Below are 26,274 nucleotides of genomic sequence, written 5' to 3'. Positions count from 1 at the left end.
GAACTGGGGTCTGTTATTAGTAGGTGGGTTGAGTAAAGTCGCACCAAACATATGTGCTGAACATCGGCCAGCAACGAAGGACATATTTTGATTTTCAAACGCCGCGATAAACGGTCTTGGCTGAGCACTGCGCGCGAGTTCTTGTGGCCCCGCGGCGGTTGGGCGCGCGCGTTTCATTATGTAAAACACCGTTTGCGCCGTTTGCCCGATGAGCCGGAAACAATTGCCCGCGGTATTTGGGCGGGCGTATTCACGGCCTTCACGCCGTTCTACGGGTTGCACTTCTTGATCGCGGCAGGCCTTGCCAAGGCCATGCGCGGCAACATTCTGGCGGCATTGCTGGGTACGTTTTTTGGCAATCCGCTTACCTATATCCCCATTGGGGCTGCGTCCTTAGGGACAGGGCATTTCTTGCTCGGTACTGGCACTGTCATCGATGTTGAACGCTCACTGGGCGGTAAATTTGCCGATGCGTTTCTTGATCTTGCGCACAATTTTACGGCTCTGTTTTCGGACCGCGTTGCGGACTGGCATGGGCTTCACGTCTTTTTTGCAGAAGTGTTTTATCCCTATCTTGTGGGTGGTATCTTTCCTGGCGTGATCTGTGCCTACGCCTGTTATTTTCTTAGCGTGCCAGTCATTCGGGCTTATAAGAACCGCCGCAAGGGTATGCTGAAAAAGAAACTTGCCGAAATCCGCGAGAAAGCAGCACAGAAGGCTGCGGCCAAAAAAGTTGAAGGTCAGCCTCACGATCCGTGACTCTTTCGCTTCGCCCCTTGCACCGTCACGGGTTTCTCCTAATGTCCACATCACACGATGTGCAGAGGGATCAGCGAGATGACACAGGAACTACGCCTTGGGGTGAACATTGATCACGTTGCGACTGTTCGCAATGCCCGTGGTGGTACTGTGCCTGATCCTGTGCGTGCGGCGATTGTCGCCCAAGAGGCGGGCGCCGACGGCATTACCGCACACCTGCGCGAAGATCGCCGCCACATTGGTGACGCGGATATCGAAGCATTGATGGAGGCGCTTACGGTGCCGCTTAACTTTGAGATGGCCGCCACTGATGAGATGCAGCAAATCGCGCTACGCCATAAACCCCATGCGGTGTGTATTGTGCCCGAAAAGCGCGAAGAACGCACAACCGAAGGTGGCCTTGAAGTAGCCCGCGAGGAAAACCGCCTTGCCCATTATATCGCGCCGCTGCGCGAAGCTGGCTCGCGCGTTTCAATCTTTATTGCCGCTGATCCGCGCCAAATTGATGCGGCGCACCGGATTGGTGCAGAGGTGATTGAGCTGCACACGGGTGCCTATTGTGACGCTTTTGCCGAAGGTGATTTGCTGACCCGTGACGCGGAACTGGCCAAGCTGACTGACATGGCCAGTTACGCGCATAGCCTCGGGCTTGAGGTCCACGCAGGCCACGGTCTGACCTATGGCTGCGTCAGCCCCATCGCCGCATTGCCCGAGGTCAAAGAACTTAACATCGGTCATTTCCTTATTGGCGAGGCAATCTTCCGCGGTTTGCCCGATGCGATGGCTGAAATGCGCCGCCTGATGGATGTCGCGCGCACACTGTGAAGACCGGCGACACATATTTCGCCCATTGGGAGTGCGGCGCATGATCCTTGGGATTGGCACGGATTTGGCGAACATAGAGCGTATTCAAGGCACGCTTGATCGGTTTGGCGACAGGTTCAAAAACCGCGTCTTTACGGATGAAGAAAAACGCAAATCTGAAAGCCGCAAAGATATTGCTGGCACCTACGCCAAACGGTGGGCCGCCAAAGAAGCGTGTTCCAAGGCACTTGGTACGGGATTGGCCATGGGGATTGCGTGGAAAGACATGTCCGTGAGCAATCTGCGCACAGGCCAGCCCGTGATGCATGTGACGGGGTGGGCCAAAGATCGCCTCGCCGCAATGACGCCCGACGGGCATGAAGCGATTGTTCATGTAACCTTAACTGATGACCATCCATGGGCACAGGCTTTCGTTGTGATTGAGGCGCGGCCCGTTTCCGCCCGCGGATAAGCTGCAAACCTTGACAGTCGTGCCCTCGCGGCCCATCTAGCCCCAACTCATTTTTACAGATCGGACCTCTTTTATGGCCAAAAAAGACACAGCCAAAGATAGCATCGGCGAGACCATCAAGACCGTTGTCTATGCTTTGCTGATTGCGGGCGTCTTTCGCACCCTGTTCTTTCAGCCGTTCTGGATCCCGTCAGGCTCTATGAAAGACACGCTGCTGGTCGGTGATTTTCTGTTCGTGAACAAGATGGCCTATGGGTATTCACAGTATTCCTGTCCATTTTCTGCCTGCCCCATTCCAGATCGCATCTTTGGTTCTGAACCCGAGCGCGGTGATATTGTGGTGTTCCGCCACCCTGTGAACAACTCTGATTTCATCAAGCGCGTTGTGGGGATGCCGGGCGACCGCATTCAAATGAAAAACGCGGTGCTGCACATCAACGACACCCCCGTGGGCATTGAAGCCGCTGGTGAGTTTGTTGAGGTGTTCGAAGCCCAAGGTCCGCAAAAACGATTGCCCGCTTGCAAGGGGTCGGTTGGTCTTGGCGCGGATTGCATTAAAGACAAATATATCGAAACTCTGCCTGATGGTTCGTCACATTCAATCTTGGATGTGCGCGTCAGCAGCGCCGATAACACACCCGTCTACACAGTGCCTGAAGGCAACTATTTCTTCATGGGCGACAACCGCGATAACTCATCTGACAGCCGCTTTCCGCAGTCACTTGGGGGCGTTGGTTTTGTTCCCGCCAAGTATCTCATCGGTCGCGCCGACCGCGTTATCTTCAGCTCACAAGGTCGCTCTATGTTGTTCTTTTGGACATGGCGCGCGGACCGTTTCTTTAAGAAGTTGCAATGAAGCTAAGCGCAGATCTGAAAGCATTCCAAACCCGTTTGGGATACGCCTTTGAACGGCCCGACCTTTTGGTGCGGGCCGTTACCCATTCGTCCATGTCCACGCCAAACCGCGATGACAACCAGCGGCTCGAGTTTCTGGGCGACCGTGTTTTGGGCCTTGTGATGGCTGAAGCCCTTCTTGATGCAGATCGTGCCGCCGCCGAAGGCAAACTTGCGCCGCGCTTCAACGCGCTTGTGCGCAAAGAAACCTGTGCCGCCGTGGCCCGTGACATTGATGTGGGTGCAGTGCTGAAATTGGGCCGCTCCGAAATGCTGTCTGGTGGACGCCGCAAAGAGGCCCTTCTGGGTGATGCAATGGAAGCGGTAATTGCCGCGATTTACCGTGATGGTGGTTTCGAAGCCGCACGCAGCACTATTTTGCGCCTTTGGGGCAAGCGGGTCGAAACCGTTGAGGCCGATGCCCGCGATGCCAAGACAACGCTGCAAGAACACGCGCAAAGCCTTAAGCAGAACCCACCCAGTTACCGTGAAGTATCACGTAGTGGCCCTGATCACGCGCCGGTCTTCACAATCGAAGTACAGCTGGCCAGCGGCGAGGCCGCGACGGCCACCGCAGGCAACAAACGCAACGCCGAACAAGCCGCCGCGAAGGCGCTTTTGGAAAAGGTAAAACCATGACAACACGCGCCGGATTTGTGGCCCTCATCGGAGAGCCCAACGCAGGGAAATCCACGCTTCTCAACCGCATGGTTGGCGCGAAAGTGTCCATCGTGACCCACAAAGTACAAACCACCCGCGCCCGTATTCGCGGTGTTGCCATGTCAGGCGACAGCCAAATTGTGTTCGTGGACACCCCCGGTATTTTCCGCCCGCGCCGCCGCCTTGACCGCGCGATGGTTACAGCCGCGTGGGGTGGGGCTGCGGATGCGGACATTGTTGTTCTTATGATCGAAGCTCACCGTGGCATCACGGACGGGGTTCGCCAGATCATCGAAAGCTTGTCAGAGCGCGAGGGTACACAACGCGTTGCCCTTGCCATCAACAAGATCGACCGTGTTCAAGCGGATGTTCTGCTGGGGCTGACCAAAGAGTTGAACGCATTGTTTGCCTTTGAAGAAACTTTCCTCATCAGTGCCGAAAAAGGCCACGGTACTGACACGCTGAAATCATGGCTTGCGGGTGTCGTGCCGGAGGGTCCGTACTTGTACCCCGAAGATCAGATCGCTGACCTGCCCATGCGTATGATTGCAGCCGAAGTGACCCGCGAAAAACTGACCCTTCGCTTGCACCAAGAGCTGCCTTACCAAATGACCGTAGAGACGGAAAAATGGGAAGAACGCGAAGATGGTTCGGTACGCATTGATCAGCTGATCTATGTGATGCGCGATGGCCACAAAGGCATCGTCTTGGGCAACCGCGGCGAGACGATCAAAGCGCTTGGCAAAGCGGCACGTGAAGAGCTGACAGAATTCGTTGGCCGCAAAGTGCACCTCTTTTTGCAAGTAAAAGTGCGTCCAAACTGGCTTGAAGAATCCGAGCGCTATTCCGAAATGGGGCTTGATTTCAAAGACGGCGCTCTATGAGTTTGGCCCGTCTCACCGCAGATGTGTGGGTGGGGGCGTATCTGACGCGACTGCGCCTGATGGATATTCCCGCGTTTGTGGTGGCCAAAGGTGATCTGACCGCAGGGGCGATTTTGATCAAGATGAATACCCTTGATGGTAAGGCCACGGCCTACCAACGCAGCTTTGACATTATGACGGGTGACCGCAATTGGGTCATTCTGGCCGAGGGCGACGAACGTGATGTGGATGCTTCACTAAGCAAACAGCGTGGCTTTGATCCTGACCTTTGGGTGATTGAGGTCGAAGACCGGCAAGGCCGCCATTTGCTGGATGAGCCGGGTCTAAGCGAATGATCACGTGGCGTGACGAGGGCGTTTTGCTATCGGTGCGCCGCCACGCAGAAAGTGCTGCGATCATTGAAGTGTTTACCGCCGAACACGGTCTGGCTTCAGGTGTGGTACGCGGCGCGTCTAGCCGGAAAATGACGCCGGTGTTGCAAGCTGGCGCGCAACTTGACGTCACTTGGAAAGCACGTTTGGCCGAACACCTTGGGGCCTTCACCGTTGAGCCACAGCGCAGCCGCGCGGCCATTGCCATGAACAACCGCTTTGCGTTGGCGGGGCTCACGGCGGTCACGTCTTTGCTGGCGTTTTCATTGGCGGAAGGGGAGGGGGACGCCGAGTTTTACGCGCGCTCCACGGCTCTTCTTGATTTGCTGGGGCAAGATGATGTGTGGCCGCTGGCTTATCTTCAGTGGGAAATGATGCTGCTTGAAACAGCGGGCTACGGGCTTGATCTAAGCGCTTGCGCTGTGACCGGTGCGCAAGAAGGTTTGGCCTTTGTCAGCCCCAAAACGGGGCGGGCTGTGACAGCAAAAGGAGCAGGCGAATACGCCTCCAAATTGCTGCCACTGCCACCTGTTCTGTTGGGCGAAGGCGACGCCAGCACAACCGAAATTTGCGAAGCACTAAAAGTAACGGGGCATTTCCTGGAAACCCAATTGGCGAAAAACCTAGGGGGCAAGCCTGTCCCTGCTGCACGCGCCCGCCTGATGGATGCACTGCGCCGCGTAGCCCAAACAGAGGCATCGCCTTAGCGCGCTTCCAGTACCATCTGCGCTGTGGTTTCACCGTCGGTGATGGCCGTCAAAATCATCGTGCCTCCCAGAACATCTGCAGTATTTACCGCGCTCAAGGTCTCAAAGAACGTAGTTTCCTGCGCCAAGTCAGGGCAGGCGCGCTTTGTCGCCGCGATGGGACCAAGTTCAATCCAAGGGTAAGGCGCCATCTGGCGTGCGGTGAATGTGTTGCACGGCGCCGTACCTGTCACGGTTCCCGCTGCGGCAAAGCTGATCGTTGCGGCCGCGTCAAAAGCTGCGCCGTTTATTTCGCTCACACGCCAAACGCGGTCACCGGCACCATAAGCCGTAATGGTTTCGTTAGCAGCACAGGCCGCAAGTGAGGCACAAAGAACGAAGGGCAGACGGTTTTCATGCAGGCACCTTACTGCTGACACATTGGGCGGCAAGTGCCGGCAGTTCATATCCTTGTGTGCGCCGCAAACGTAAAAGCCCCCGCACATTGGCAGGGGCTTTGCATGTCAGATGTGTTTGGCTAAGCGGCCTATCCCAAAAGGCGGCGCGCAATAACCTGTGCCTGAATTTCTGCAGCGCCCTCAAAGATGTTGAGGATGCGTGCATCACACAGGATTCGGCTGATTTTGTACTCAAGCGCAAAACCGTTGCCGCCGTGGACCTGCAACGCGTTGTCGGCCGCAGCCCACGCAACCCGCGCGCCCAAAAGTTTCGCCATCCCCGCCTCAAGATCACAGCGGCGGCCTTCGTCTTTCTCATTGGCTGAGAAATACGTCAGCTGGCGGGCGACCATGGTTTCAACGGCCATCATTGCCAATTTGCTGGAAACGCGTGGGAAGTTGATCAACGCCTTGCCGAACTGTTTACGGTCCAGCGCGTATTGCATCCCGACGTCCAGCGCAGATGCAGCCACACCAACGGCCCGCGCTGCGGTCTGGATGCGTGCACTTTCGAATGTCTCCATCAAGTGCTTGAAGCCCATACCTTCGGTGCCGCCCAAAAGGTTCTCGCCTTTGACGTGGAAGTTATCGAACGCCAGTTCGTATTCTTTCATGCCGCGGTAGCCCAGCACTTCGATCTCGCCGCCGGTCATGCCTTCGGTCGGGAAGGGGTTTTCCTCGGTGCCGGGGGTTTTCTCGGCGATGAACATAGACAACCCTTTATAGTTGGTTGTCTCGGGGTCCGTGCGCGCAAGGAGGGTCATGATCTGTGTGCGGGTGGCGTGGGTGATCCACGTCTTGTTGCCGGTCACCGCGTAGTCACCGTTATCATCTTTGACCGCACGTGTGCGCAGCGCACCAAGGTCAGAGCCTGTGTTCGGCTCGGTGAAGACGGCTGTGGGCAACGTCTCAGCGCTTGCCAAACGGGGCAGCCACTTTTGCTTTTGCTCTTCTGTGCCGCCGCAAATGATCAATTCGGCTGCGATTTCAGAACGGGTGCCAAGGCTGCCAACGCCGATATAGCCGCGCGAAAGCTCCTCGGAGACCACGCACATAGACGCTTTGGACAGGCCAAACCCGCCGTATTCTTCGGGAATGGTCAGGCCGAACACACCCATCTCGGCCAGCTCTTCGATGATCTCCATAGGGATCAACTCGTCTTTGAGGTGCCATTCGTGGGCAAAGGGCTCAACCTTCTCAACCGCATAGCGGCGGAATTGCTCGCGGATCATCTCCAGCTCTTCATCCAGCCCAGAGGCACCAACGGTGATGTTGGCGGATTGCTCCTGCATCAGTTCCACAAGGCGGCTGCGTGCGGCTTGGGTGTTGCCGCTCTGGGTCAGCTTCATCACCGCAGGCGTCATCAGCGCGCCCATTTGCTCTTGGGTCATGCCGATGTCTTGCAGGCGCAGGATCTCGCCTTGGTTCATCGGGATGCCACCGTAGATTTGCCACAGGTATTCACCAAAGGCGATCTGATGAAGCAACTGTTCGGTCTCACCAAATGTGCCGGATGCTTGCAAACCCTCGGCCCAGTTCTGCATTTGGCGCAGGGCCTCTACATATGTGGCCAACCACGCCAGCCCATGCGCCGCCGTCTGGTTTTGCTCAATCAACGCACCGCTGATGCGATCGCCGTCCGTGACTGTGGCACGAAGGCATTCTTTCGCGGTCTCCAGCACTTTTTCGCAGGGCGCGATAGCATCCGCCGTCAGTGCCAAAAGATCAGGCAGAACAGTAGCTTGCGTGAGGGTCATATCTTGTCCGTCATGGGCCATGAGAAGCATCCTTTTCAAAACTGAGTTTCTGCATACGCACTTTGCACTCGCAGCGCAATAATAATTCGCAAAAATTACACCTTGCGCACAAATGTGTCGCGGTGGATTGGCGCCTTACAGGGCAGTGTTGGCAGTGAATTTGCCTGCTGTTGTTTGCCGCGCAATCCGATAAAGCTGCCCCTATGACAATTCTATTTGAACAACCCGCGCTTATTATCTTCGCTTTTGTGATGATCGGCCTGCTTGCGGGATTTGTCAAAGGTGCCGTGGGGTTTGCGATGCCGATGATTATGGTTTCGGGCCTTGGCACGCTGTTGTCGCCCGAATTGGCAATTGCCACGCTGATCCTGCCAACGGTTGCCTCCAATTTGTTGCAGGCTTTCCGCACTGGTATTCGCGCGGCCTACGAATCGGCCAAGAAGCACCGGCTTTATTTGTTGATCTGTTTGTCGATGATCCTTGTGACTGCACAGCTTGTGACATCGCTTGAACGGTGGGTGCTTTATCTGATTTTGGGCATCCCTGTGACGTTCTTTGCCACGTTGCAACTGATCGGCTGGCGCCCGTCCATCAACCCGGGCAACCGCCGCCCGGTTGAGATTGGCGTAGCGCTTTTTGCAGGCTCGCTTGGGGGGCTATCGGGCACATGGGGGCCGCCTACGGTACTTTATCTGACCGCACTCGATATCGCCAAGCGTGAGAACTTGCGCGTGCAGGGCGTGATTTACGGCGCGGGTTCTGTGGTGCTTTTATCGGCCCACCTGAAGTCCGGCATCTTCAATGCGCAAACATGGTCGCTTTCGGCACTGATGTTGGTGCCTGCGGGCATTGGCTTGCTGTCGGGCATGGCGGTGCAATCAAAACTGGATCAAGCCAAGTTCCGCAAAATTACCCTGATTGTTTTGATTGTGGCGGGGCTTAACCTGATCCGTCGCGGGGTTCTGGGTTAGCCCTGATTGCATGCGGCCCCGCCCGCTTGGGGCAGGGCCACAGCACTATGAGTTAGCCGATTGCGGCTGCTTTTACGTCTTCATCAATGAACGGCACGTACTGCTCAAAGTTGGCGGCAAACATATCCACCAGTTTTTGCGCTTGCGCGTCATAGGCGGCTTTGTCGGCCCATGTGCTGCGCGGATCCAACAGGCCCGCGTCCACGCCAGCCACAGTAACGGGCACGTCAAAGCCAAAGTTCGGATCCTTGCGGAAAGTCCCTTCGTTGAGTGAGCCATCAAGCGCTGCAGTCAACAGTGCGCGGGTTGCTTTGATGGGCATCCGCGACCCTGTGCCATATGCGCCACCGGTCCAGCCGGTGTTTACCAGCCAGCACGTCGCGCCGTGGCTTGCAATCTTTTCGCGCAGCAAATTGCCGTAGGCTTCTGGGCGGCGGGGCATGAAGGGTGCGCCAAAGCACGTTGAGAACGTGGGCTCGGGCTCGGTCACGCCGCGCTCTGTGCCGGCTACTTTTGACGTGAAGCCGGACAAGAAGTGGTACATCGCTTGGGCCGGTGTCAGGCGCGCAATCGGAGGCAGCACACCAAAGGCGTCACAGGTCAGCATAATGATGTTTTTTGGGTGTCCACCAAGGGCCGTTTCGGACGCGTTCGAGATATACTCAAGCGGGTACGCGCAGCGCATGTTGGCCGTCAGGCTGTCATCGTCGAAATCCAGTTCTTTGGTTTCGGGATCAAACACCATGTTCTCGATGACTGTGCCAAACTTAGATGTGGTCGCGTAAATCTCTGGCTCTGCTTCGGCGGACAAATTAATGGTCTTGGCGTAGCAGCCGCCCTCAAAGTTGAACGTACCGCGGTCGGACCAGCCATGCTCATCATCGCCGATCAACACGCGGTTGGGATCGGCAGACAATGTGGTCTTGCCTGTGCCTGACAAGCCAAAGAACACGGCCGTATCGACAGGGTTGCCTTTGGCGTGGTTGGCCGAGCAGTGCATCGGCATAATTCCTTTTTCGGGCAGCAAGTAGTTCAGCAATGTGAACACAGATTTTTTGTTCTCGCCCGCGTATTCCGTGCCGCCAATCAAGATGATTTTACGGTCGAAGTTCATCGCAATCACGGTCTCACTGCGGCAATCGTGCTTGGCCGGGTCCGCTTTGAATGAGGGGCAGTTGATTACGGTGAAGTCGGGCACAAAGCTGTCCAACTCGGCGCGCTCGGGGCGGCGCAGCATGTGGCGGATGAACAACCCGTGCCATGCAAGCTCGGTCACCATGCGCACATCAAGGCGCTGTGCGGGATCCGATCCGCCAAACAAATCTTGCACGTGGTAATCGCGGCCCTTCATGTGGGCCAGCATATCGTCATAAAGCGCGTCAAAGCCCGCTTCGGACATTTCGGCGTTATTCTCCCACCAAATACTATCGGCAACAGAGGCTGTGCGCACAACGTGCTTGTCCTTGGGCGACCGGCCCGTGAACTTGCCGGTGCTTACCAAAAAGGCGCCACCTTTGCCCAAAGTACCCTCGTTATTCTTGAGGGCTGTTTCGATTAACGCTGGTTCCAACAAATTGTAATAGACTTGCCCAAGCCCCGTGATGCCTTGTGCGTCGAGGGTGTGGTTTGGGTTGACCCGTCCAAGTGTCATTTGAAGTCTCCAAGAGTTGGCGCTGGTATTTGCGCGGGATACAAGGCGCTTAACATGACGTTTCCAGAGTTGAACAGGACGCATTTGCCCTGTTAGCGCCACCAATTTGGGTTTAGCGCAAACACTGTTTCTCATCTGCGACGTTTATCATCATTTAAGGAAGTGATGCGCTTACTCAGCCCGCACCTGTCAGCCCCGTTTGCGAGATATCAGTTGATTCGCAGGGCAAAAACGGTGATGTTGCCTATAAAAAGTAGGCAATAACGATTAAAATTGAGGATGAGTAGTATGTCCAAGATCGCTTTGGTCGACGACGATCGGAATATTCTGACGTCTGTCTCCATGACGCTCGAAGCTGAAGGCTTTGACGTTCAAACATATAACGACGGGCAAGCCGCCCTAGATGCGTTCAACAAACAGATGCCTGATATGGCTGTGCTCGACATTAAAATGCCGCGCATGGACGGGATGGATTTGTTGCAGCGCTTGCGCCAAAAAAGCGCGATGCCCGTCATTTTCCTGACGTCCAAGGACGACGAGATTGACGAGGTTCTGGGCCTGCGGATGGGGGCAGATGATTACGTCAAAAAGCCCTTCAGTCAGCGCCTTTTGGTAGAGCGTATTCGCGCCCTATTGCGCCGGCAGGATGCGCTTGACGGGATTGAGATTGCCGAAACCGAAGAAACCAAAATCATGGTTCGCGGTGAGTTGAGCATGGACCCGCTGCGCCATGCGGTCTCATGGAAGGGCAATGATGTCTCGCTCACTGTGACCGAGTTTTTGTTGCTGCAAGCCTTGGCGCAACGCCCCGGGTTTGTGAAATCGCGCGATCAGTTGATGGACGTAGCCTACGACGAGCAAGTCTACGTGGACGACCGCACCATCGACAGTCACATCAAACGCCTGCGCAAAAAGATGCGTACCGCCGACAGTGATTTCGCCGCGATCGAGACGCTTTACGGCATCGGTTACCGCTACAACGAAGAATAGAGCGCCCGCGTTGAGCAACGTTGACATTCATTCCTTGAAGTCAGTGCGCGAGGCCAGCATCGCCTTGGGTGAAGACTTCGTGGCCCCCAAAGAGGGGGTCGACACGGAGCTGCGCGCGCGCCGTGACAGGCGGGGTTTGTCTGCGCTGACCAGCTCGCCTTTGGTGCGCAAAATCATCACTTTCAACTTGTTGGGCCTGATGATTTTGGTGGCGGGGCTGCTTTACCTCAATACCTCGCGTGACAGCTTGGCCTTTCAACGCGCTGCCTCTTTGTTGACAGAAGTTGAGTTGATCGCAGACGTGTTTGAGGCACAGGTGCCCGCAGGTACGCCTGTAAACTTGGCAACTGCTGACGGTGTCAACGCGCCCAAAACATTGGCCGAGCTTGATCTGCGCGGCCAGTCGGATGTTTTCGTTTTTGACCCATCAGCGGTTCTTGTGGCGCAGTCGCTGGGCGCGGAACGCGGCAACAGCGCGGCTCTTGGCAACCCTGCAGACGGCGGGACGTTCATCACGGATATGCTGGCGGGCGCATGGCGCGGTATCGCGCGGGTGATCGGCGGCGCGCCTGCTGGTGCGGATACGGTGACCTCCCAAGACCTTGTGCGGCAATTGTTGGGCCAAACGCTTGCGGGGCAAACCGTGGTCGTGCCCGCCATTGATGCAAGCGGGCAAACCATTTTCACCGTCGCCACGCCGATCCTGCAAAACGGCGCGGTCATCGGCGCCATTGGCATGGCAAGTGCGGCGGGCGAGATTGACCAGCTTGTAAAAAGCGAGCGTGAAAATCTGTTGCAGATGTTTTTGATCGCCATTTTTGTCAGTGTCGGTCTTAGTTTTGTGTTGGCGTCGGCCATCGCGAATCCGCTGTCTGATCTGGCGGCAGCTGCTGAAATTGGGCGCGACAAAAGTTCGTCCAAACGTGCCCCGTCGCGGGTGCGCATCCCCGATTTAACCGCCCGCCCGGATGAGATTGGCCGTTTGTCTGGCGCGCTGCGCGGCATGGTCGGCGCGCTTTATGACCGGATTGAGGCGAATGAACAGTTCGCCGCTGATGTTGCCCATGAAATCAAAAATCCGCTGGCCTCTTTGCGCTCTGCCGTGGGCACAATGCGCGTGGCCAAGCGCGATGATCAACGCGAGCGCCTGCTTGAGGTGATCGAACATGACGTGCAGCGCCTTGATCGGCTGGTCAGTGACATTTCCAACGCATCCCGCTTGGACAGTGAGTTGGTCAAAGAAACAGAAGAGCCGTTCGATCTTTTGAACATGCTTTCGAACCTGTCTGATTATCTGGGCCAAAGCGCGTCTGACAAAGGGGTGGAGTTGGTCTCGGACCTGCCACCGGGACCCATCATGATCGACGGTCTTGAGGGGCGCTTGGCGCAGGTTTTCGTCAATCTTATCACCAACGCCGTGTCCTTTTGTGAGGAGGGCGATGCTATCCGCGTTTGGGTCCGCCGCCGTGATAATCGCGTGTTGATTGTTGTCGAAGACACAGGCCCCGGCATTCCCGATCAGGCGCTGAGCAAAGTGTTTAAACGCTTTTATTCTGAACGCCCCGAACAGCAGTTTGGCAATAACTCGGGTCTGGGCTTGGCAATCTCCAAGCAAATCGTTGAGGCCCACGGCGGTGTCATCTGGGCCGAAAATATCCGCCCGACTGATGCGGATGTCACCTCTGATCCTCTTGGTGCGCGCTTTGTGGTGGGCTTGCCGATTTAGCCGCGCGTTTTTCTTCAATTTGAACAGATGGCGTGCTATGGGCTGGGTATGGACCTTATCCACGCCACCACTGTTGCTGTTGATGGACGCGCGCTCATGATTATGGGTGCCGCGGGGCGTGGTAAGTCGGCCCTTGGGCTGCGAATGATGGCGCTTGGGGCCCAATTGGTGGCTGATGATCAAACGGCCTTGCACAATGTTGATGGCGCCCTGATGGCCACTGCGGCCCCTAATATTTCTGGCCTGATTGAGGCGCGCGGTATCGGTGTGTTGCGCGCAAATCCTGTGGCGCAAGCGCAGGTCATGGCCGTGGTCGATCTGGATCAGGCACCACCACCAGATGCTAAAGCGCCCACGCGGTTGCCCGCACCAAGCTATACCGAATTTTTGGGGCTAAAGTGCCGTGCCCTTCCTGCGGTGGTCGCGAATTATGCACCGGCGGCCTATCTGCAATTTCTCAAATGCGGGATTGCCGATGATGTCTGAGCCAAGTGCAACGCCTACCCAAACGCCAATTGCGGAAAATGCTGATGACACCGTGCCGGTAGTCTTGGTGATGGGGCCTTCAGGAGCGGGGCGCGCGACCGCAATCGCGGCATTGGAAGATTTAGGTTTTGAGGCAATCGACAACATGCCGCTGTCGTTGATCCCGCGCCTTTTGGATGGACCGCCTGTGTCGCGTCGCATGGCTTTGGGTCTTGATGTGCGCAACCGTGACTTTTCCGTTGATGCGGTTTTTGCGCTGATGAAGCGGGTTCAATGCGAGGTGGTCTATCTGGATGCCCGCGAAGATGTGCTGGTCCAACGGTATTCTGAGACCCGTCGCCGCCACCCGCTTGCGCCGCAAGACGCGCCGTTGCTTGGTATCCGCGCCGAGGTTGCGTTGCTTGCCCCTATTCGTGAGCGCGCTGATTATATCTTTGATACCTCGACGTTAACCGCCCAAGAATTGATCACAACGCTTGGCGGTTCCTTCGCCACAGGTGGTGCTGCGAATTTGGCGATCACGGTGCAATCCTTTGCCTACAAACGTGGGCTGCCCCAAGGGGTTGATCTGGTGTTTGATTGCCGCTTTTTGCGCAACCCCCATTGGGAGCCCGCTTTGCGTGAAAACACTGGCCTTGATGTGCCGGTGCAAGATTACGTCATGGCCGACCCGCTTTTTGATCCGTTCTTTGATCACCTGACTGGTATGTTGCGCACGCTGTTTCCTGCGTTCAAGGCGTCGGGCAAGACACATCTTACGGTGGCGCTTGGCTGCACGGGCGGACAGCACCGTTCCGTCACAGTTGCACAAATGCTGGCCAAAGCCCTTGCGCAACAAGGCTGGGAAATGTCAGTTAGGCATCGCGAATTAGACCGACACCGCAGCGCCTCGCTGCCCCTCAAAGGAACATCCACTTGATTGGCATTGTGATCGTTGCACATGGTGGATTGGCTCGCGAATATTTGCGCGCGGTTGAACATGTGGTCGGTCAGCAAGCGGGAATTGTCACTGTTGAGATCAGTTACGAGCACGACCGCATCGCCAAAGAGGCCGAGATTTGCACCGCCGCCAACACAGTGGATACAGGCGACGGCGTCGTTGTTGTCACTGACATGTTCGGCGGCTCGCCTTCCAACCTTAGTTTGGCCGCGTGCAACCCCGCAAACCGCATGATCCTTTATGGCGCCAATTTGCCGCTTTTGATCAAGCTCGCGAAAACCCGCAGCTTACCGCTGAAGGCCGCCGTTTTGGGCGCCCGTGATGCTGGCCGCAAATATATGGACGCCCGAACCGTGGGCCAAACCGGATACGAGTTATGACCCAAACCATTTCCAAAACCTTCGAGATCATTAACCAAAAGGGCCTTCATGCCCGCGCCTCTGCGAAATTTGTCGAGGTGGTCGAGCAACACTCCGCAAGCGTTGAGGTCAGTAAAGACGGGCTTAGTGCCACAGGTGACAGCATAATGGGGCTTTTGATGTTGGCAGCATCGAAAGGAAGTTTTATCAATGTTGAAATTTCGGGCGCTGATGCAGATGCGGCGGCGCAAGCCTTGGAAGCACTGATCGCTGATAAGTTCGGCGAAGAATTCTAGTGGTTGCGGGGGCTGCCAAAAAGGATCGTTTCAGTGGTTGATCGCCTTGAAGAAAGACCCCCAGCCCAAGGCGCGCCCGCAGACGTGGTGCCCTATGACAAGCGTCGCTTGTCTTATGCCAACACATTTACCAATCCGTTCAAAGCCAACGTAATCCACGTGATGGAGTGGATGACGGGCAAAATTCCACTGCTCTATCTTATCCGCCGGTTCGAGCGTGAGGGCGCAGCCTATGGTCAGGCGTTTTGGAAACAAGCGCTCCGCCACATGGGCATCACCCTTGAAACGCCCGCCGAGCAAATTGCCAACATTCCTGCCACTGGGCCCGTTGTGGTGGTGGCCAACCACCCGCACGGTTTGGTCGACGGGATGATTTTGGCGGAATTGATCGGCCGCGTGCGCACAGATTATAAAATCCTGACGCGGTCGCTGTTGACGGGCGTTGATGAGATCGAAGAATTCATGATCCCCGTGCCCTTTCCGCATGAGGAAGACAGCCTGCAAAAAAGCCTTGATATGCGCAAGCAAGCGATGGCGCATTTGTCTGGTGGTGGTGTGATTGTGCTGTTCCCGTCCGGCGTTGTGTCATGTTCACAGACGTTCTTTGGCCCCGCCGTTGAGGCAGAGTGGAACCCCTTTACGGCCAAGATGATTCAACGTTCAAAAGCCGCCGTGGTGCCGATTTACTTTCCCGGGCAAAACAGCCGGATGTATCAAATTGCCAATAAAATCTCGCCCACTTTGCGGCAGGGCCTGTTGATCCACGAGGTGGTTCACGCGCTTAATAAACCGCAAAGCCCTGTGGTGGGCGCACCATTTGATCCGGCAGAAATTCAGAAGTGGTCTGCCAACCCGCGCGGCTTTATGGCGTGGCTTCGTGAGAAAACACTGGCCCTTAAGGCAGACTAATCAGCGGGTCGGAACGGGTGTTTCGCCGCGGTAATCATAAAATCCGCGTTTTGTTTTGCGTCCCAGCCATCCCGCTTCCACATATTTTGTCAGCAGCGGGCAGGGCCGGTATTTCGTATCTGCCAGCCCGTCGTGCAGAACGTTCATGATGGACAGGCAGGTATCAAGGCCAATGAAATCGGCCAACTCAAGCGGACCCATCGGGTGATTTGCGCCTAGCTTCAGGGACGTGTCGATAGACGTGACCGAACCGACGCCCTCGTACAGTGTATAGATCGCCTCGTTGATCATCGGCATCAGGATGCGGTTGACGATGAATGCGGGAAAATCTTCTGCGGTGGCGGATGTTTTGCCAAGACGCTCAACAACGGCGTGGCAGGTTTTAAATGTCTCTTCGTCAGTGGCGATGCCGCGGATCAGCTCAACCAGCTGCATAACGGGCACAGGGTTCATGAAATGGAAACCCATGAACTTTTCGGGCCGGTCTGTGCGGCTTGCAAGGCGCGTGATCGAAATAGACGACGTGTTTGAGGTCAGAATTGTCTCAGGTTTCAGGTGCGGTTGCAGCGCCTTGAAGATCTCGTTCTTCACGTCTTCTTTTTCAGTGGCGGCTTCAATGATCAGATCGCTTTGCCCAAGTTCGCCCAGATCAAGCGTCGTGCTAATGCGCCCCAAAGCTGCGTCGCGGTTCTCGGCTGTCATCGTGCCTTTTGCAACTTGGCGGTCCATGTTTTTGGCAATCAACGCCTGCGCCGCCGCAAGGGCATCTGCGCTCACATCATTCAGCCGCACATGATACCCGGCGCTTGCAAAAACATGGGCGATCCCATTGCCCATTTGCCCCGCGCCGATAACGCCAACCTGCTCAATATCCATAACGGATCCTCTGATGCTGTTTGCGTTAACTGTGTCGTGAGCAGCCTGTGCGCGCAACCCCGTGATTGAGACAGTTTTCAACAAATTGGCAGGTTAGCAGTTTGGAAAGACCTTTGTGAGAATCGTGTCTTTGGGTGAAATTGTGAGAGGTGGCGTAATGACCATTCAATCAACGGGGCAGACCGCCCTTGAGTACATGCCGTGCAGGTATGGCCGCTCGAAGCTGGTGTTTCGCGGACCACGCAAGCGGCTTGAGACGGATTATGTGGCGTTTCTGGGCGGCACAGAGACATACGGCAAATTCATGCCCCAACCGTTTCCGAATTTGGTCGAGCAAAGCCTTAATGTTCAATGCGTGAATTTTGGTTGTGTGAATGCGGGCCCCGATGTGTTTCTGGGTGATCCCTTCGTACCGGGCGCCTGTTCCAAGGCCCGTGTGACGGTGCTTGAGGTGATGGGCGCTGCGAACCTGTCGAACCGGTTCTATTCGGTGCACCCACGGCGCAACGACCGCTTTTTGAAGCCATCAATGCTGATGCAGACCATTTTTCGCGGTACGGATTTTACGGAGTTCACTTTTACGCGGCACCTTTTGTCGACGCTGCAGTCCGAGGCACCTGAGAAATACGAGATTGTTGTGGATGAGTTGCGGCAAGCGTGGCTTGCGCGGATGCGCTCGCTTTTGGCCAAGATTGATGGAAAAGTCATTCTGCTTTGGGTGAAGCCACCAATGACGGCACAGGTTGGCCCGCTGGGTGGGGACCCGCTTTTTGTGGACCGCACCATGATGGAGCAAATCGGCCAAAGCGTGACAGGCATCGTTGAGGTGGACTTGCCATCCCATGATGCGGCACTTCGCCTGGAAGGGATGAGCTACACCGAGATGGACCAGCCCGCCGCAACCGAGTTGTGGGGCGCACCGGCGCATCAACTTGTGGCGGCCGACGTCACAGAGGCGCTGACCAAAATGGTGTAAGGCGGGTCTTTTGTGCGGTGGACGTGTGCAAGTCGCGTTTAGAGCGCGGCTAACTCATCCGTGATGGCTTGCGCTGCCGCGCGTGGGTTTTCGGCTTGCCAGATGGGACGGCCCACTACGATGTGGTTTGCGCCGTCGCGAATGGCTGATGCCGGTGTCGCAACGCGCTTTTGGTCCCCAAGGGCCGCGCCGGTCGGGCGCACGCCGGGGGTGACGATCAGTTTGTCGTCTGCAATTGGCAGCGCGCGGATCAATGCCGCCTCTTGAGGGGATGCGATCACACCGTCTGCGCCAGCTTCAAGCGCACGGCCCGCACGTTCAGTCACCAGATCAGGGATCAGACCGTCTTTGATCAAACAGTCGTCCAAGTCACCACGATCAAGCGAGGTCAAAATAGTAACCGCGAGGATTTTTGTGTTCGAACCTGCAGCGCCTTGTTTTGCGGCGTTAACCACTTGTGGATCACCGTGAACAGTCAGGAAATCCAGATCAAAATGCGCCAAGCCGCGCACGGCTGCCTCAACAGTCGCGCCGATGTCGAACAGTTTCATGTCCAGAAAGATGCGTTTGCCGCGTTCTGCCTTCAACTCGTTAGCAAGGCCAAGCCCGCCACCAGTCAACATGCCCAACCCGATTTTATAGAATGATACCGCGTCACCCAGCTCATCGGCCAGTTTCAGGCCTGCCAAAGCGTTCGGCACATCCATCGCAACAATCAATCTATCGTCGGCCATCGGTGCGGCTCCTTTTGGTACGTATGTTTTGTTGTGGCGGGGGTAGTTGCTTTGGGGGCGCGATGCAAGCGAGCGGGTGTGCCGAAAACGGCATCTGGCCTTGCCGCGCGGTGGGGCTTTGCGCGGATTTTAGGCATTCCGTCACTTGAACGCGGGCATCATTCGCCCCATCTAAGCTGCATAAGGTCCCACACCGATGTATGCCGCAAAGGCGGGTGCGAAATTTACGTGGGATGCTGCAAAAGGAGAGACCCATGGACTTAGAAAAGTTCACTGAACGCGCACGCGGTTTCGTGCAAGCGGCACAAACAATTGCTGCACGTGAAAGCCACCAACGGCTGACCCCCGAACATTTGCTGAAGGCGATGATGGATGATGATCAGGGCTTTGCCGCCAATCTGATCAGCGCCTCTGGCGGCGATGCCCCTGCGGTTGCGCGTGCGGCTGATCTGGCTGTGTCAAAGCTGCCCAAAGTGACGGGCGACGCGAGCGCTGTGTACCTTGATAGTGCCACAACCCGCGTGCTGGCTGAGGCAGAGAACCTCGCCAAGAAAGCCAAAGACAGTTTTGTGCCCGTTGAGCGCGTTTTGATGGCGCTGGCCATGGTGCGCTCTGGCGCGAAAACCGCGATGGAGGCCGGCAAGGTCACTGCGCAAAAGCTTAACAGTGCGATCAATGACGTACGCAAAGGGCGCACAGCGGATACCGCAAGCGCCGAAGACGCCTATGAGGCGCTGCGCAAATACACCTCTGATTTGACAGAGGCCGCCCGTCAGGGGCGCATTGATCCGATCATTGGACGTGATGATGAGATCCGCCGCGCGATGCAGGTATTGTCACGCCGCACAAAGAATAACCCCGTTCTGATTGGTGAACCTGGCGTGGGCAAAACCGCCATCGCCGAAGGGTTGGCCCTGCGTATCATCAACGGTGATGTGCCCGAAAGCCTGCGCAACAAACGCCTTTTATCGCTTGATATGGGGGCGCTGATTGCGGGTGCGAAATACCGTGGTGAATTTGAAGAACGTCTGAAATCAATCCTGTCCGAGGTGACGGCCGCGGCTGGTGAAGTGGTTTTGTTCATCGATGAAATGCACACCCTTGTGGGGGCGGGCAAAGCGGACGGTGCGATGGATGCGTCGAACTTGCTCAAGCCCGCGTTGGCGCGTGGTGAATTGCACTGTGTGGGTGCGACCACCCTTGATGAGTACCGCAAACACGTAGAAAAAGACGCAGCTCTTGCGCGGCGTTTCCAGCCGGTGTCGGTGAACGAGCCCACGGTTGAGGACACCATCAGCATCCTGCGCGGCATCAAAGAGAAGTATGAGTTGCACCACGGTGTGCGTATTTCAGACAGCGCCCTTGTTGCGGCCTCTACTTTGTCGCACCGCTACATTACGGACCGATTTTTGCCCGACAAAGCGATTGACCTGATGGACGAGGCGGCCAGCCGGCTGCGCATGGAAGTTGACAGCAAGCCAGAGGAGCTTGACGCGCTGGACCGTCAGATTTTGCAGATGCAGATCGAGGCCGAGGCGTTGCGCTTGGAAGACGATCAGGCGTCCAAGGATCGTCTTGCCACACTCGAGCGCGACTTGGCCGAGGTGCAGGAACGTGCCACACAAATGACGACCGCATGGCAGGCGGAGCGTGACAAGCTGGAAGGCGCGCGGGTCCTTAAAGAAAAGCTCGACCGTGCGCGCGCCGAGTTGGACATCGCCAAGCGTGAGGGCAATTTGGCCAAGGCAGGTGAGTTGTCGTATGGCGTGATCCCGCAGCTTGAGAAAGACCTGGCCGAGGCGGAAACCGCAGGGGATGACGTGGTGGTCGAAGAGGCCGTGCGCCCCGAACAGATCGCCCAAGTGGTTGAGCGTTGGACCGGTATCCCCACCTCAAAAATGCTTGAGGGTGACCGCGAAAAACTGCTTCGGATGGAAGCGGCGCTGGGAAACAGGGTCATTGGTCAGCACGCGGCGGTTAAGGCGTTGTCTAATGCAGTGCGCCGTGCGCGCGCGGGGCTCAATGATGAAAACCGCCCCCTTGGTTCGTTCCTCTTTCTGGGGCCAACCGGTGTGGGCAAGACCGAATTAACCAAAGCAGTTGCGGAGTTCTTGTTTGACGATGACAGCGCAATGGTCCGCATCGATATGTCTGAGTTCATGGAAAAACACGCGGTTGCCCGTTTGATTGGGGCGCCTCCTGGGTACGTTGGCTATGACGAAGGTGGTGTGTTGACCGAGGCCGTGCGACGCAAGCCTTATCAGGTCGTGCTGTTTGACGAGGTTGAGAAAGCGCACCCAGATGTGTTCAACGTGTTGTTGCAGGTTCTGGACGATGGTCAGTTGACCGACGGACAGGGGCGCACAGTCGATTTCAAGCAAACGCTGATTATTCTGACCAGCAACCTGGGTTCTCAGGCGCTGAGCGAATTGCCGGAAGGTGCTGACGCATCTACGGCCAAACGTGATGTAATGGCGGCGGTGCGTGGTCATTTCCGTCCCGAGTTTCTGAACCGTTTGGATGAGACTGTGATCTTTGACCGTCTGGCCCGCGAAGACATGGACGGGATCGTCGATATTCAGATGGCGCGGCTGCTGAAACGCTTGGCGGCGCGTAAGATCAATCTTGAGTTGGACGCGGCGGCCAAACAATGGCTTGCCGACGAGGGGTATGACCCCGTGTTTGGCGCGCGGCCTTTGAAGCGTGTGATCCAGCGTGCATTGCAAGACCAACTGGCTGAGATGCTGTTGTCTGGGGATGTCGTAGACGGCAGCACCGTTCACATCAGCGCGGGACCGAGTGGCCTTTTGGTGGGCGACCGGATCAGTGCCTCTACCCGCGAAGCGCCCGAGGATGCAGTGGTTCATTAACCCGCTGTTCAGGGCCGCGTGGGTTTGACAGCGCGACAGCACAAAGAGCCGCCTCAGCCGAAACGCTGGGGCGGTTTTTGTTTGGATGTGAACCTATCAGTAACGAGTGAGAGAGATTGGCGGCCGCCAAAGATGAGGGTGCAAGAAGGGCGTGCCAAGCCCCCGAAATCCGGTGCGGTGGATCGGTTCGGTGCCCTTTTCGCGGTGTCGAATAGATTTCGACCGGGGCTTTGAACCATATGCTTTCTCAAATTGCGCGCTTGGGGAGTGTCGCGCAAAACGGCTAACGCGATCTTACCGCAGCGGGCGGGCCTGATGGGCGGGGCGCAACGCCAAGGCCCGCTCACGTCCGCGTTATGCGGTTTCCTTTTGGGCGGGCTTTGCGGTTTAGTGGGCGCAAGGTGATTTGCTTAAAGGGGTGCGGAGATGTTCAGCTTTATGGGGGCGGCGGGGTACGCGCTGCAATTCTTGGCGCTGTTGTTTGTGACGGTGATTGGTTTTGTTGTTGCGCTGGCTCTTGTGTTGTTCGTGCGCGATCGTTGGCAGACCGAGGATGCGGTGCGGCGCAACTATCCGGTGATCGGGCGGTTTCGTGCGCTTTTCAGCACATTGGGTGAGTTCTTCCGGCAGTATTTCTTTGCGATGGACCGCGAGGAGCTGCCCTTTAACCGTGCGCAGCGCGACTGGATCAAGCATTCATCTGAGGGCAAAAGTAACACGGTCGCCTTTGGCTCAACCCGCAACATTTCAGAAGTCGGCACGCCCATCTTTGTGAACGCTGCGTTCCCGCCCGTTGATGACCAATTCGCAAGCTCGGAACCGATGATCATTGGCCAAGGGGCGGCAACGCCTTTTGTGGCGCGATCCATCTTTAATCTATCTGGGATGAGCTACGGCGCCATTTCCAAGCCGGCGGTTCTGGCGCTGTCAAAAGGGGCGGCTAAGGCGGGCATTTGGATGAACACTGGCGAAGGTGCGCTGGCCCCTGAACATCTGGCGGGTGGTGCGGATATTGTGTTTCAGATCGGCACGGCCAAATACGGCGTGCGCACCAAGGATGGTAAGCTAAGCGATGACCGGCTGCGCGCAGTCGCCGCTCATCAGACTGTACGGATGTTCGAGATCAAGCTGGCCCAAGGGGCAAAGCCCGGTAAGGGCGGCATACTTCCCGCCGCCAAAGTGAACGACGAGATTGCTCACATTCGCGGGATTGAACCGCATCAAGACAGCATCAGCCCGAACCGCCATGAAGAAGTAGATGACTGGTACGATCTGCTGGACATGATTGCCCATGTGCGCGCCGTGACCGGCAAGCCTGTTGGGATCAAGACTGTGGTCGGCTCGCCCGACGCACTTGAGGAATTCTTTGTGGCTATTCTTGAGCGCGGGATGGATAGCGCACCGGATTTCATCACCCTTGATGGGGGCGAGGGCGGCACGGGAGCCTCTCCGATGCCGTTGATGGATTTGGTGGGGATGCCAATTCGTGAGGCACTACCCCTAATTAGTGCGCTACGTGATCGCATGGGCCTTAAGGAACGCATCCGCTTGGTGGCCAGTGGTAAGTTGGTGAACCCCGGTGATGTGGCGTGGGCTTTGGCGGCAGGGGCGGACTTTGTGACGTCTGCGCGCGGCTTCATGTTTAGCCTTGGCTGCATCCAGTCGCTGAAGTGCAACAAGAATACCTGCCCCACTGGCATCACCACTCATGATCCGCGTTTTCAAAAGGGGCTAGTGGTTGAGCAAAAGTTCGAGAAGGTCGCGGCCTATGCGCGGTCCATCGTTCATGAAGTGGAAACCATTGCTCATTCTGTTGGTGTGGCCGAGCCGCGCCTGATGCGGCGGTCACATGTGCGGATCGTACAACCAGATGGCAGCAGCAAGCGGCTAAGCACGATTTACCCCGCCCGCGATGAAGGGCAGACTGCGCCGCATCCATAGAAACAAGATATCTAGGCGCGAAGGCGCGGTGCTCTATACCTATATATAGAGAGAGCACATGACGCGGGCGGCTTTGTGACAGGGTCTCACCAATGCGTGAGGGGGGCTTTGCGCAGTGTGGCGCGCCTCGTAAGTATAAAGAGCTGGCGGGCGCATGATGCGCGTGGCTCAAACAGATGAAGGACGCGGCTCATGGCCTATGGTTGGAAGAACAAGTTAACGGCGGCTGATGTGACACCGGAAGCGGCGTTCTGGAACCGGCGTCAGATTATGGCTGGCATGGCCGCTGCCGGTGTGGCGGGCAGTATCGCAGGGTCCGCCTTCGCTGCGCAGGATGCGTTGGTGCCCAACAGCTTTGAGGACATCACCAGCTACAACAACTTTTACGAGTTCGGCACCGGCAAGGGCGACCCCGCCGCCAACGCAGGTAGCCTGACCACGGACCCGTGGGAAATCACGGTTGATGGGCTGGTCGATAACCCCGGTACATATTCTGTGGCCGAGTTGCTGGATGGTCTGGATATAGAGGAACGTATTTACCGTTTCCGCTGTGTTGAAGCATGGGCGATGGTTGTGCCGTGGAACGGTGTTGAGCTGCGCGATATTCTGCAAAAGGCAGGGGTGCAGTCAGATGCCAAGTACGTAGCTTTTGAAACGTTGTACCGCCCCGAGGAAATGCCCGGTCAGCGCCTGCCGTCTATTCCGTGGCCGTATGTTGAAGGGCTGCGCCTTGATGAGGCGATGCATCCGCTGACGCTGATGGCGACGGGTATCTATGGCAAGCCTATGCCCAACCAGAATGGTGCGCCGATCCGTTTGGTGGTGCCGTGGAAGTATGGGTTCAAATCTATCAAGTCGATCGTGAAGATCACCCTGACGGACCGCGAGCCGCCCACAAGCTGGAACACGATCAACGCACGGGAGTACGGTTTTTACAGTAACGTGAACCCGGACGTAGATCACCCGCGTTGGTCGCAGGCATCGCACCGCGTCATTGGCGGCGGTCTGTTTCAAAAGCGCGAGCCTACTTTGATGTTCAATGGCTACGAAGAAGAAGTTGCGTCGCTTTATGCGGGCATGGACCTTCGTAAGGACTTCTAGCCTAGCATGATTGTTGACCGTCTGAATGGCTGGGCGCGCAAGCTGCCTGTGTGGTGTGTGTATACTGTGTACCTGCTGCCGATGCCGTACTTCTTCTATCTTGGTCTGACGGGCGGCTTGGGTGCCGAGCCGATTAAGGCGCTTGAACATGAATACGGTGAGATTGCGTTGCAGTTGGTCATCATCGGATTGGCGATTACACCGCTGCGCCGTTTCACGGGTATCAACCTTATCAAGTTTCGCCGCGCTATCGGTCTTGTGACGTTTGCATATGTATTGGCGCACCTGCTGGTATGGCTGGTGCTTGATGTTCAGATCCTAAGTCAGATCTGGGCGGATATTCTAAAGCGCACGTATATTACTGTTGGTATGGCCGCGTTCGTATTGATGCTGCCACTTGCGCTTACATCTAACAATTGGGCTGTGCGGCGCATGGGGGCAAACTGGCGGACGCTTCATAAATTGACCTATGGGGCCGCGATTCTGGGCGGGGCGCATTTTATTTGGCTCGTAAAAGGGATTCAGATCGAACCACTGGCCTATATGGCGGTGATTTTGCTGCTTTTGGGGCTGCGATTGATTCCTAAACGGCAGAATCGCAAATCAGTGGCCGCCTGATTCACGCGATTCACGGCTTTTGGGACCGATTATTCGTGTTTGACCGGCTTAGGTCTGTGGATAACTCCGCTGTCCAAAGTATTGGCGCTAACGGGAGGGTAATTTGATTACCCAAACCCCTGGGTAAACTAGCAACATTCTTAAGCAAGCATCTGTAAACAGACGAAAAAACAGAAAAATGCACAAAAAACGTATATGCTTTCAAAAAGGGGGTTGCGTGTTTTGTTTGTTAGACCTAAACCCCACTTCACCGGCGGCGCAGAGATGCAGCGCGGGTCGCCAGAGGGGCTAGGGAGACGCTGAGAGGCTGACTTGGTTCTGAGGTTAGAGAAGAAATTAGAGGTATTTGAGGCGGGGCGCGCCGTATGATTTAGGGCGCATCTGGTCTCTTTTGTTCCTCACGTTGTTTGAAATTGCTGGTATTTGAAGAGATATGTGGGCGGTTTGGTTCATTCGATGGATCAACGTCTGTATATCGCGCTAATAGGCTTCGGCCGATGATTTAGTGTCAGCTTCACTGTTTGATGTGGTCTTTTGTTACTTTTGTAACTTAAGCACATGAAACAGATGACTGTCCCATTTGAACAATGGGACGATGTGCAGAGGTTCGACGTCAAGGATACGCAGTAATGCGTTTCAACTTGAGAGTTTGATCCTGGCTCAGAACGAACGCTGGCGGCACGCCTAACACATGCAAGTCGAGCGCTCACTTCGGTGGGAGCGGCGGACGGGTTAGTAACGCGTGGGAACATACCCTTTACTACGGAATAGCCTTTGGAAACGAAGAGTAATACCGTATACGCCCTACGGGGGAAAGATTTATCGGTAAAGGATTGGCCCGCGTTAGATTAGATAGTTGGTGGGGTAACGGCCTACCAAGTCTACGATCTATAGCTGGTTTGAGAGGATGATCAGCAACACTGGGACTGAGACACGGCCCAGACTCCTACGGGAGGCAGCAGTGGGGAATCTTAGACAATGGGGGAAACCCTGATCTAGCGATGCCGCGTGTGTGACGAAGGCCTTAGGGTCGTAAAGCACTTTCGCCAGAGATGATAATGACAGTATCTGGTAAAGAAACCCCG

General features: G+C 56.2%; 26 protein-coding genes and 1 rRNA gene. 22 read left to right on the top strand and 5 right to left on the bottom strand.

Features of this window, described 5'->3' with window-relative positions:
• Positions 1-87: 87 nt before the first annotated feature.
• The 8 genes from NIG5292_RS04735 to recO all read left to right on the top strand — a co-directional run bounded on the left by NIG5292_RS04735 (position 88) and on the right by recO (position 5,551).
• Positions 88-759 carry a DUF2062 domain-containing protein gene (locus NIG5292_RS04735; RefSeq protein WP_048598368.1) on the top strand — a complete coding sequence of 224 codons (672 nt, stop codon included), beginning with the start codon at positions 88-90 and terminating at the stop codon, positions 757-759.
• 78 nt (positions 760-837) lie between these two features.
• Positions 838-1,584 (top strand): pyridoxine 5'-phosphate synthase, encoded by a 747-nt coding sequence (locus NIG5292_RS04730; RefSeq protein ID WP_048598367.1) that lies wholly within the window; start codon positions 838-840, stop codon positions 1,582-1,584.
• A gap of 40 nt (positions 1,585-1,624) precedes the next feature.
• Positions 1,625-2,035 carry a holo-ACP synthase gene (acpS, locus tag NIG5292_RS04725; RefSeq protein ID WP_048598366.1) on the top strand — a complete coding sequence of 137 codons (411 nt, stop codon included), beginning with the start codon at positions 1,625-1,627 and terminating at the stop codon, positions 2,033-2,035.
• 73 nt (positions 2,036-2,108) lie between these two features.
• A complete protein-coding gene (lepB, locus tag NIG5292_RS04720; RefSeq protein ID WP_048598365.1) occupies positions 2,109-2,891 on the top strand; it encodes a signal peptidase I in 783 nt (260 codons plus the stop codon).
• Positions 2,888-3,568 (top strand): ribonuclease III, encoded by a 681-nt coding sequence (rnc, locus tag NIG5292_RS04715; protein WP_048598364.1) that lies wholly within the window; start codon positions 2,888-2,890, stop codon positions 3,566-3,568. The genes lepB and rnc overlap by 4 nt, the downstream gene beginning before the upstream one ends.
• Entirely contained in the window at positions 3,565-4,473 is a 909-nt protein-coding gene (gene era / locus NIG5292_RS04710; RefSeq protein ID WP_048598363.1) for a GTPase Era, read from the top strand. Before rnc ends, era begins: the two co-directional genes overlap by 4 nt.
• Positions 4,470-4,808, top strand: a complete 339-nt coding sequence (locus tag NIG5292_RS04705) for a DUF1491 family protein (RefSeq protein ID WP_048598362.1) — start codon at positions 4,470-4,472, stop codon at positions 4,806-4,808. The genes era and NIG5292_RS04705 overlap by 4 nt, the downstream gene beginning before the upstream one ends.
• On the top strand, positions 4,805-5,551 hold the full coding sequence (gene recO, locus NIG5292_RS04700; protein WP_048598361.1) for a DNA repair protein RecO: 747 nt from the start codon (positions 4,805-4,807) through the stop codon (positions 5,549-5,551). Before NIG5292_RS04705 ends, recO begins: the two co-directional genes overlap by 4 nt.
• On the opposite strand, the gene NIG5292_RS04695 is transcribed toward recO, so the two are convergent.
• Positions 5,548-5,997 (bottom strand): META domain-containing protein, encoded by a 450-nt coding sequence (locus tag NIG5292_RS04695; protein WP_082136647.1) that lies wholly within the window; start codon positions 5,995-5,997, stop codon positions 5,548-5,550. The two genes, recO and NIG5292_RS04695, sit on opposite strands and share 4 nt — an antisense overlap.
• An 80-nt stretch (positions 5,998-6,077) precedes the next feature.
• Positions 6,078-7,766, bottom strand: coding sequence for an acyl-CoA dehydrogenase family protein (locus tag NIG5292_RS04690; RefSeq protein WP_048598359.1), 1,689 nt, complete (start codon positions 7,764-7,766; stop codon positions 6,078-6,080).
• Positions 7,767-7,948: 182 nt separating this feature from the next.
• Here NIG5292_RS04690 and NIG5292_RS04685 point away from each other — a divergent pair, with 182 nt between their 5' ends.
• Positions 7,949-8,716, top strand: coding sequence for a sulfite exporter TauE/SafE family protein (locus tag NIG5292_RS04685; protein WP_048598358.1), 768 nt, complete (start codon positions 7,949-7,951; stop codon positions 8,714-8,716).
• A 52-nt stretch (positions 8,717-8,768) separates the two neighbouring features.
• Here NIG5292_RS04685 and NIG5292_RS04680 read toward each other — a convergent pair whose 3' ends face one another.
• Positions 8,769-10,367, bottom strand: coding sequence for a phosphoenolpyruvate carboxykinase (locus tag NIG5292_RS04680; protein WP_048598357.1), 1,599 nt, complete (start codon positions 10,365-10,367; stop codon positions 8,769-8,771).
• 288 nt (positions 10,368-10,655) lie between these two features.
• On the opposite strand from NIG5292_RS04680, the gene NIG5292_RS04675 reads away from it, so the two are divergent.
• From NIG5292_RS04675 to NIG5292_RS04645, 7 genes are read left to right on the top strand one after another with little or no spacing between them, the layout of a single operon-like run.
• On the top strand, positions 10,656-11,357 hold the full coding sequence (locus tag NIG5292_RS04675) for a response regulator transcription factor (RefSeq protein ID WP_048598356.1): 702 nt from the start codon (positions 10,656-10,658) through the stop codon (positions 11,355-11,357).
• Between the two features lie 10 nt (positions 11,358-11,367).
• Entirely contained in the window at positions 11,368-13,083 is a 1,716-nt protein-coding gene (locus NIG5292_RS04670) for a sensor histidine kinase (protein ID WP_048598355.1), read from the top strand.
• A gap of 48 nt (positions 13,084-13,131) precedes the next feature.
• Positions 13,132-13,569, top strand: coding sequence for an HPr kinase/phosphorylase (locus tag NIG5292_RS14470; protein WP_053084837.1), 438 nt, complete (start codon positions 13,132-13,134; stop codon positions 13,567-13,569).
• Positions 13,562-14,488 carry an RNase adapter RapZ gene (gene rapZ / locus NIG5292_RS04660; protein ID WP_048598760.1) on the top strand — a complete coding sequence of 309 codons (927 nt, stop codon included), beginning with the start codon at positions 13,562-13,564 and terminating at the stop codon, positions 14,486-14,488. Before NIG5292_RS14470 ends, rapZ begins: the two co-directional genes overlap by 8 nt.
• Positions 14,485-14,889, top strand: a complete 405-nt coding sequence (locus tag NIG5292_RS04655; RefSeq protein ID WP_048598354.1) for a PTS sugar transporter subunit IIA — start codon at positions 14,485-14,487, stop codon at positions 14,887-14,889. The genes rapZ and NIG5292_RS04655 overlap by 4 nt, the downstream gene beginning before the upstream one ends.
• The gene (locus tag NIG5292_RS04650) at positions 14,886-15,164 is read left to right on the top strand and encodes an HPr family phosphocarrier protein (protein WP_048598353.1); all 279 of its coding nucleotides are present in this window, start codon (positions 14,886-14,888) and stop codon (positions 15,162-15,164) included. The genes NIG5292_RS04655 and NIG5292_RS04650 overlap by 4 nt, the downstream gene beginning before the upstream one ends.
• Positions 15,165-15,197: 33 nt before the next feature.
• Positions 15,198-16,073 carry a lysophospholipid acyltransferase family protein gene (locus NIG5292_RS04645; RefSeq protein ID WP_048598352.1) on the top strand — a complete coding sequence of 292 codons (876 nt, stop codon included), beginning with the start codon at positions 15,198-15,200 and terminating at the stop codon, positions 16,071-16,073.
• On the opposite strand, the gene NIG5292_RS04640 is transcribed toward NIG5292_RS04645, so the two are convergent.
• Positions 16,074-16,949 carry a 3-hydroxybutyryl-CoA dehydrogenase gene (locus NIG5292_RS04640; RefSeq protein WP_048598351.1) on the bottom strand — a complete coding sequence of 292 codons (876 nt, stop codon included), beginning with the start codon at positions 16,947-16,949 and terminating at the stop codon, positions 16,074-16,076.
• A 157-nt stretch (positions 16,950-17,106) separates the two neighbouring features.
• Here NIG5292_RS04640 and NIG5292_RS04635 point away from each other — a divergent pair, with 157 nt between their 5' ends.
• Positions 17,107-17,925: a DUF6473 family protein gene (locus NIG5292_RS04635; RefSeq protein ID WP_048598350.1), complete on the top strand. Its 819-nt coding sequence runs from the start codon at positions 17,107-17,109 to the stop codon at positions 17,923-17,925.
• A gap of 38 nt (positions 17,926-17,963) precedes the next feature.
• Here NIG5292_RS04635 and pyrF read toward each other — a convergent pair whose 3' ends face one another.
• The gene (gene pyrF, locus NIG5292_RS04630; RefSeq protein WP_048598349.1) at positions 17,964-18,659 is read right to left on the bottom strand and encodes an orotidine-5'-phosphate decarboxylase; all 696 of its coding nucleotides are present in this window, start codon (positions 18,657-18,659) and stop codon (positions 17,964-17,966) included.
• A 254-nt stretch (positions 18,660-18,913) separates the two neighbouring features.
• On the opposite strand from pyrF, the gene clpB reads away from it, so the two are divergent.
• The 5 genes from clpB to NIG5292_RS04605 form a co-directional block, all read left to right on the top strand.
• Complete coding sequence (gene clpB, locus NIG5292_RS04625) at positions 18,914-21,529, top strand: ATP-dependent chaperone ClpB (protein WP_048598348.1); 2,616 nt, start codon at positions 18,914-18,916, stop codon at positions 21,527-21,529.
• Between the two features lie 426 nt (positions 21,530-21,955).
• Positions 21,956-23,470 (top strand): FMN-binding glutamate synthase family protein, encoded by a 1,515-nt coding sequence (locus NIG5292_RS04620; protein WP_233488174.1) that lies wholly within the window; start codon positions 21,956-21,958, stop codon positions 23,468-23,470.
• Positions 23,471-23,662: 192 nt separating this feature from the next.
• The gene (msrP, locus tag NIG5292_RS04615) at positions 23,663-24,571 is read left to right on the top strand and encodes a protein-methionine-sulfoxide reductase catalytic subunit MsrP (RefSeq protein ID WP_048598347.1); all 909 of its coding nucleotides are present in this window, start codon (positions 23,663-23,665) and stop codon (positions 24,569-24,571) included.
• Positions 24,572-24,577: 6 nt separating this feature from the next.
• The gene (gene msrQ / locus NIG5292_RS04610) at positions 24,578-25,189 is read left to right on the top strand and encodes a protein-methionine-sulfoxide reductase heme-binding subunit MsrQ (RefSeq protein WP_048598346.1); all 612 of its coding nucleotides are present in this window, start codon (positions 24,578-24,580) and stop codon (positions 25,187-25,189) included.
• 637 nt (positions 25,190-25,826) lie between these two features.
• Positions 25,827-26,274 (top strand): 16S ribosomal RNA (locus tag NIG5292_RS04605); the annotation flags it as partial.

This window comes from Nereida ignava, from assembly GCF_001049735.1.
In the GTDB taxonomy this organism is placed as follows: Bacteria; Pseudomonadota; Alphaproteobacteria; order Rhodobacterales; family Rhodobacteraceae; genus Nereida; species Nereida ignava.
The sequence above is the reverse complement of the archived record's forward strand: the minus strand, read 5'-3'. Positions and strand labels throughout refer to the sequence as shown.

What these genes read in the sequence shown, in the direction of transcription:
- NIG5292_RS04730 (WP_048598367.1), top strand. Translation starts at nt 838, where the DNA reads ATGACACAGGAACTACGCCTTGGGGTGAACATTGATCACGTTGCGACT.
- acpS (WP_048598366.1), top strand. Translation starts at nt 1,625, where the DNA reads ATGATCCTTGGGATTGGCACGGATTTGGCGAACATAGAGCGTATTCAA.
- lepB (WP_048598365.1), top strand. Translation starts at nt 2,109, where the DNA reads ATGGCCAAAAAAGACACAGCCAAAGATAGCATCGGCGAGACCATCAAG.
- rnc (WP_048598364.1), top strand. Translation starts at nt 2,888, where the DNA reads ATGAAGCTAAGCGCAGATCTGAAAGCATTCCAAACCCGTTTGGGATAC.
- era (WP_048598363.1), top strand. Translation starts at nt 3,565, where the DNA reads ATGACAACACGCGCCGGATTTGTGGCCCTCATCGGAGAGCCCAACGCA.
- NIG5292_RS04705 (WP_048598362.1), top strand. Translation starts at nt 4,470, where the DNA reads ATGAGTTTGGCCCGTCTCACCGCAGATGTGTGGGTGGGGGCGTATCTG.
- recO (WP_048598361.1), top strand. Translation starts at nt 4,805, where the DNA reads ATGATCACGTGGCGTGACGAGGGCGTTTTGCTATCGGTGCGCCGCCAC.
- NIG5292_RS04695 (WP_082136647.1), bottom strand. Translation starts at nt 5,997, where the DNA reads ATGAACTGCCGGCACTTGCCGCCCAATGTGTCAGCAGTAAGGTGCCTG.
- NIG5292_RS04690 (WP_048598359.1), bottom strand. Translation starts at nt 7,766, where the DNA reads ATGGCCCATGACGGACAAGATATGACCCTCACGCAAGCTACTGTTCTG.
- NIG5292_RS04685 (WP_048598358.1), top strand. Translation starts at nt 7,949, where the DNA reads ATGACAATTCTATTTGAACAACCCGCGCTTATTATCTTCGCTTTTGTG.
- NIG5292_RS04680 (WP_048598357.1), bottom strand. Translation starts at nt 10,367, where the DNA reads ATGACACTTGGACGGGTCAACCCAAACCACACCCTCGACGCACAAGGC.
- NIG5292_RS04675 (WP_048598356.1), top strand. Translation starts at nt 10,656, where the DNA reads ATGTCCAAGATCGCTTTGGTCGACGACGATCGGAATATTCTGACGTCT.
- NIG5292_RS14470 (WP_053084837.1), top strand. Translation starts at nt 13,132, where the DNA reads ATGGACCTTATCCACGCCACCACTGTTGCTGTTGATGGACGCGCGCTC.
- rapZ (WP_048598760.1), top strand. Translation starts at nt 13,562, where the DNA reads ATGTCTGAGCCAAGTGCAACGCCTACCCAAACGCCAATTGCGGAAAAT.
- NIG5292_RS04650 (WP_048598353.1), top strand. Translation starts at nt 14,886, where the DNA reads ATGACCCAAACCATTTCCAAAACCTTCGAGATCATTAACCAAAAGGGC.
- NIG5292_RS04640 (WP_048598351.1), bottom strand. Translation starts at nt 16,949, where the DNA reads ATGGATATTGAGCAGGTTGGCGTTATCGGCGCGGGGCAAATGGGCAAT.
- NIG5292_RS04635 (WP_048598350.1), top strand. Translation starts at nt 17,107, where the DNA reads ATGACCATTCAATCAACGGGGCAGACCGCCCTTGAGTACATGCCGTGC.
- pyrF (WP_048598349.1), bottom strand. Translation starts at nt 18,659, where the DNA reads ATGGCCGACGATAGATTGATTGTTGCGATGGATGTGCCGAACGCTTTG.
- clpB (WP_048598348.1), top strand. Translation starts at nt 18,914, where the DNA reads ATGGACTTAGAAAAGTTCACTGAACGCGCACGCGGTTTCGTGCAAGCG.
- NIG5292_RS04620 (WP_233488174.1), top strand. Translation starts at nt 21,956, where the DNA reads ATGTTCAGCTTTATGGGGGCGGCGGGGTACGCGCTGCAATTCTTGGCG.
- msrP (WP_048598347.1), top strand. Translation starts at nt 23,663, where the DNA reads ATGGCCTATGGTTGGAAGAACAAGTTAACGGCGGCTGATGTGACACCG.
- msrQ (WP_048598346.1), top strand. Translation starts at nt 24,578, where the DNA reads ATGATTGTTGACCGTCTGAATGGCTGGGCGCGCAAGCTGCCTGTGTGG.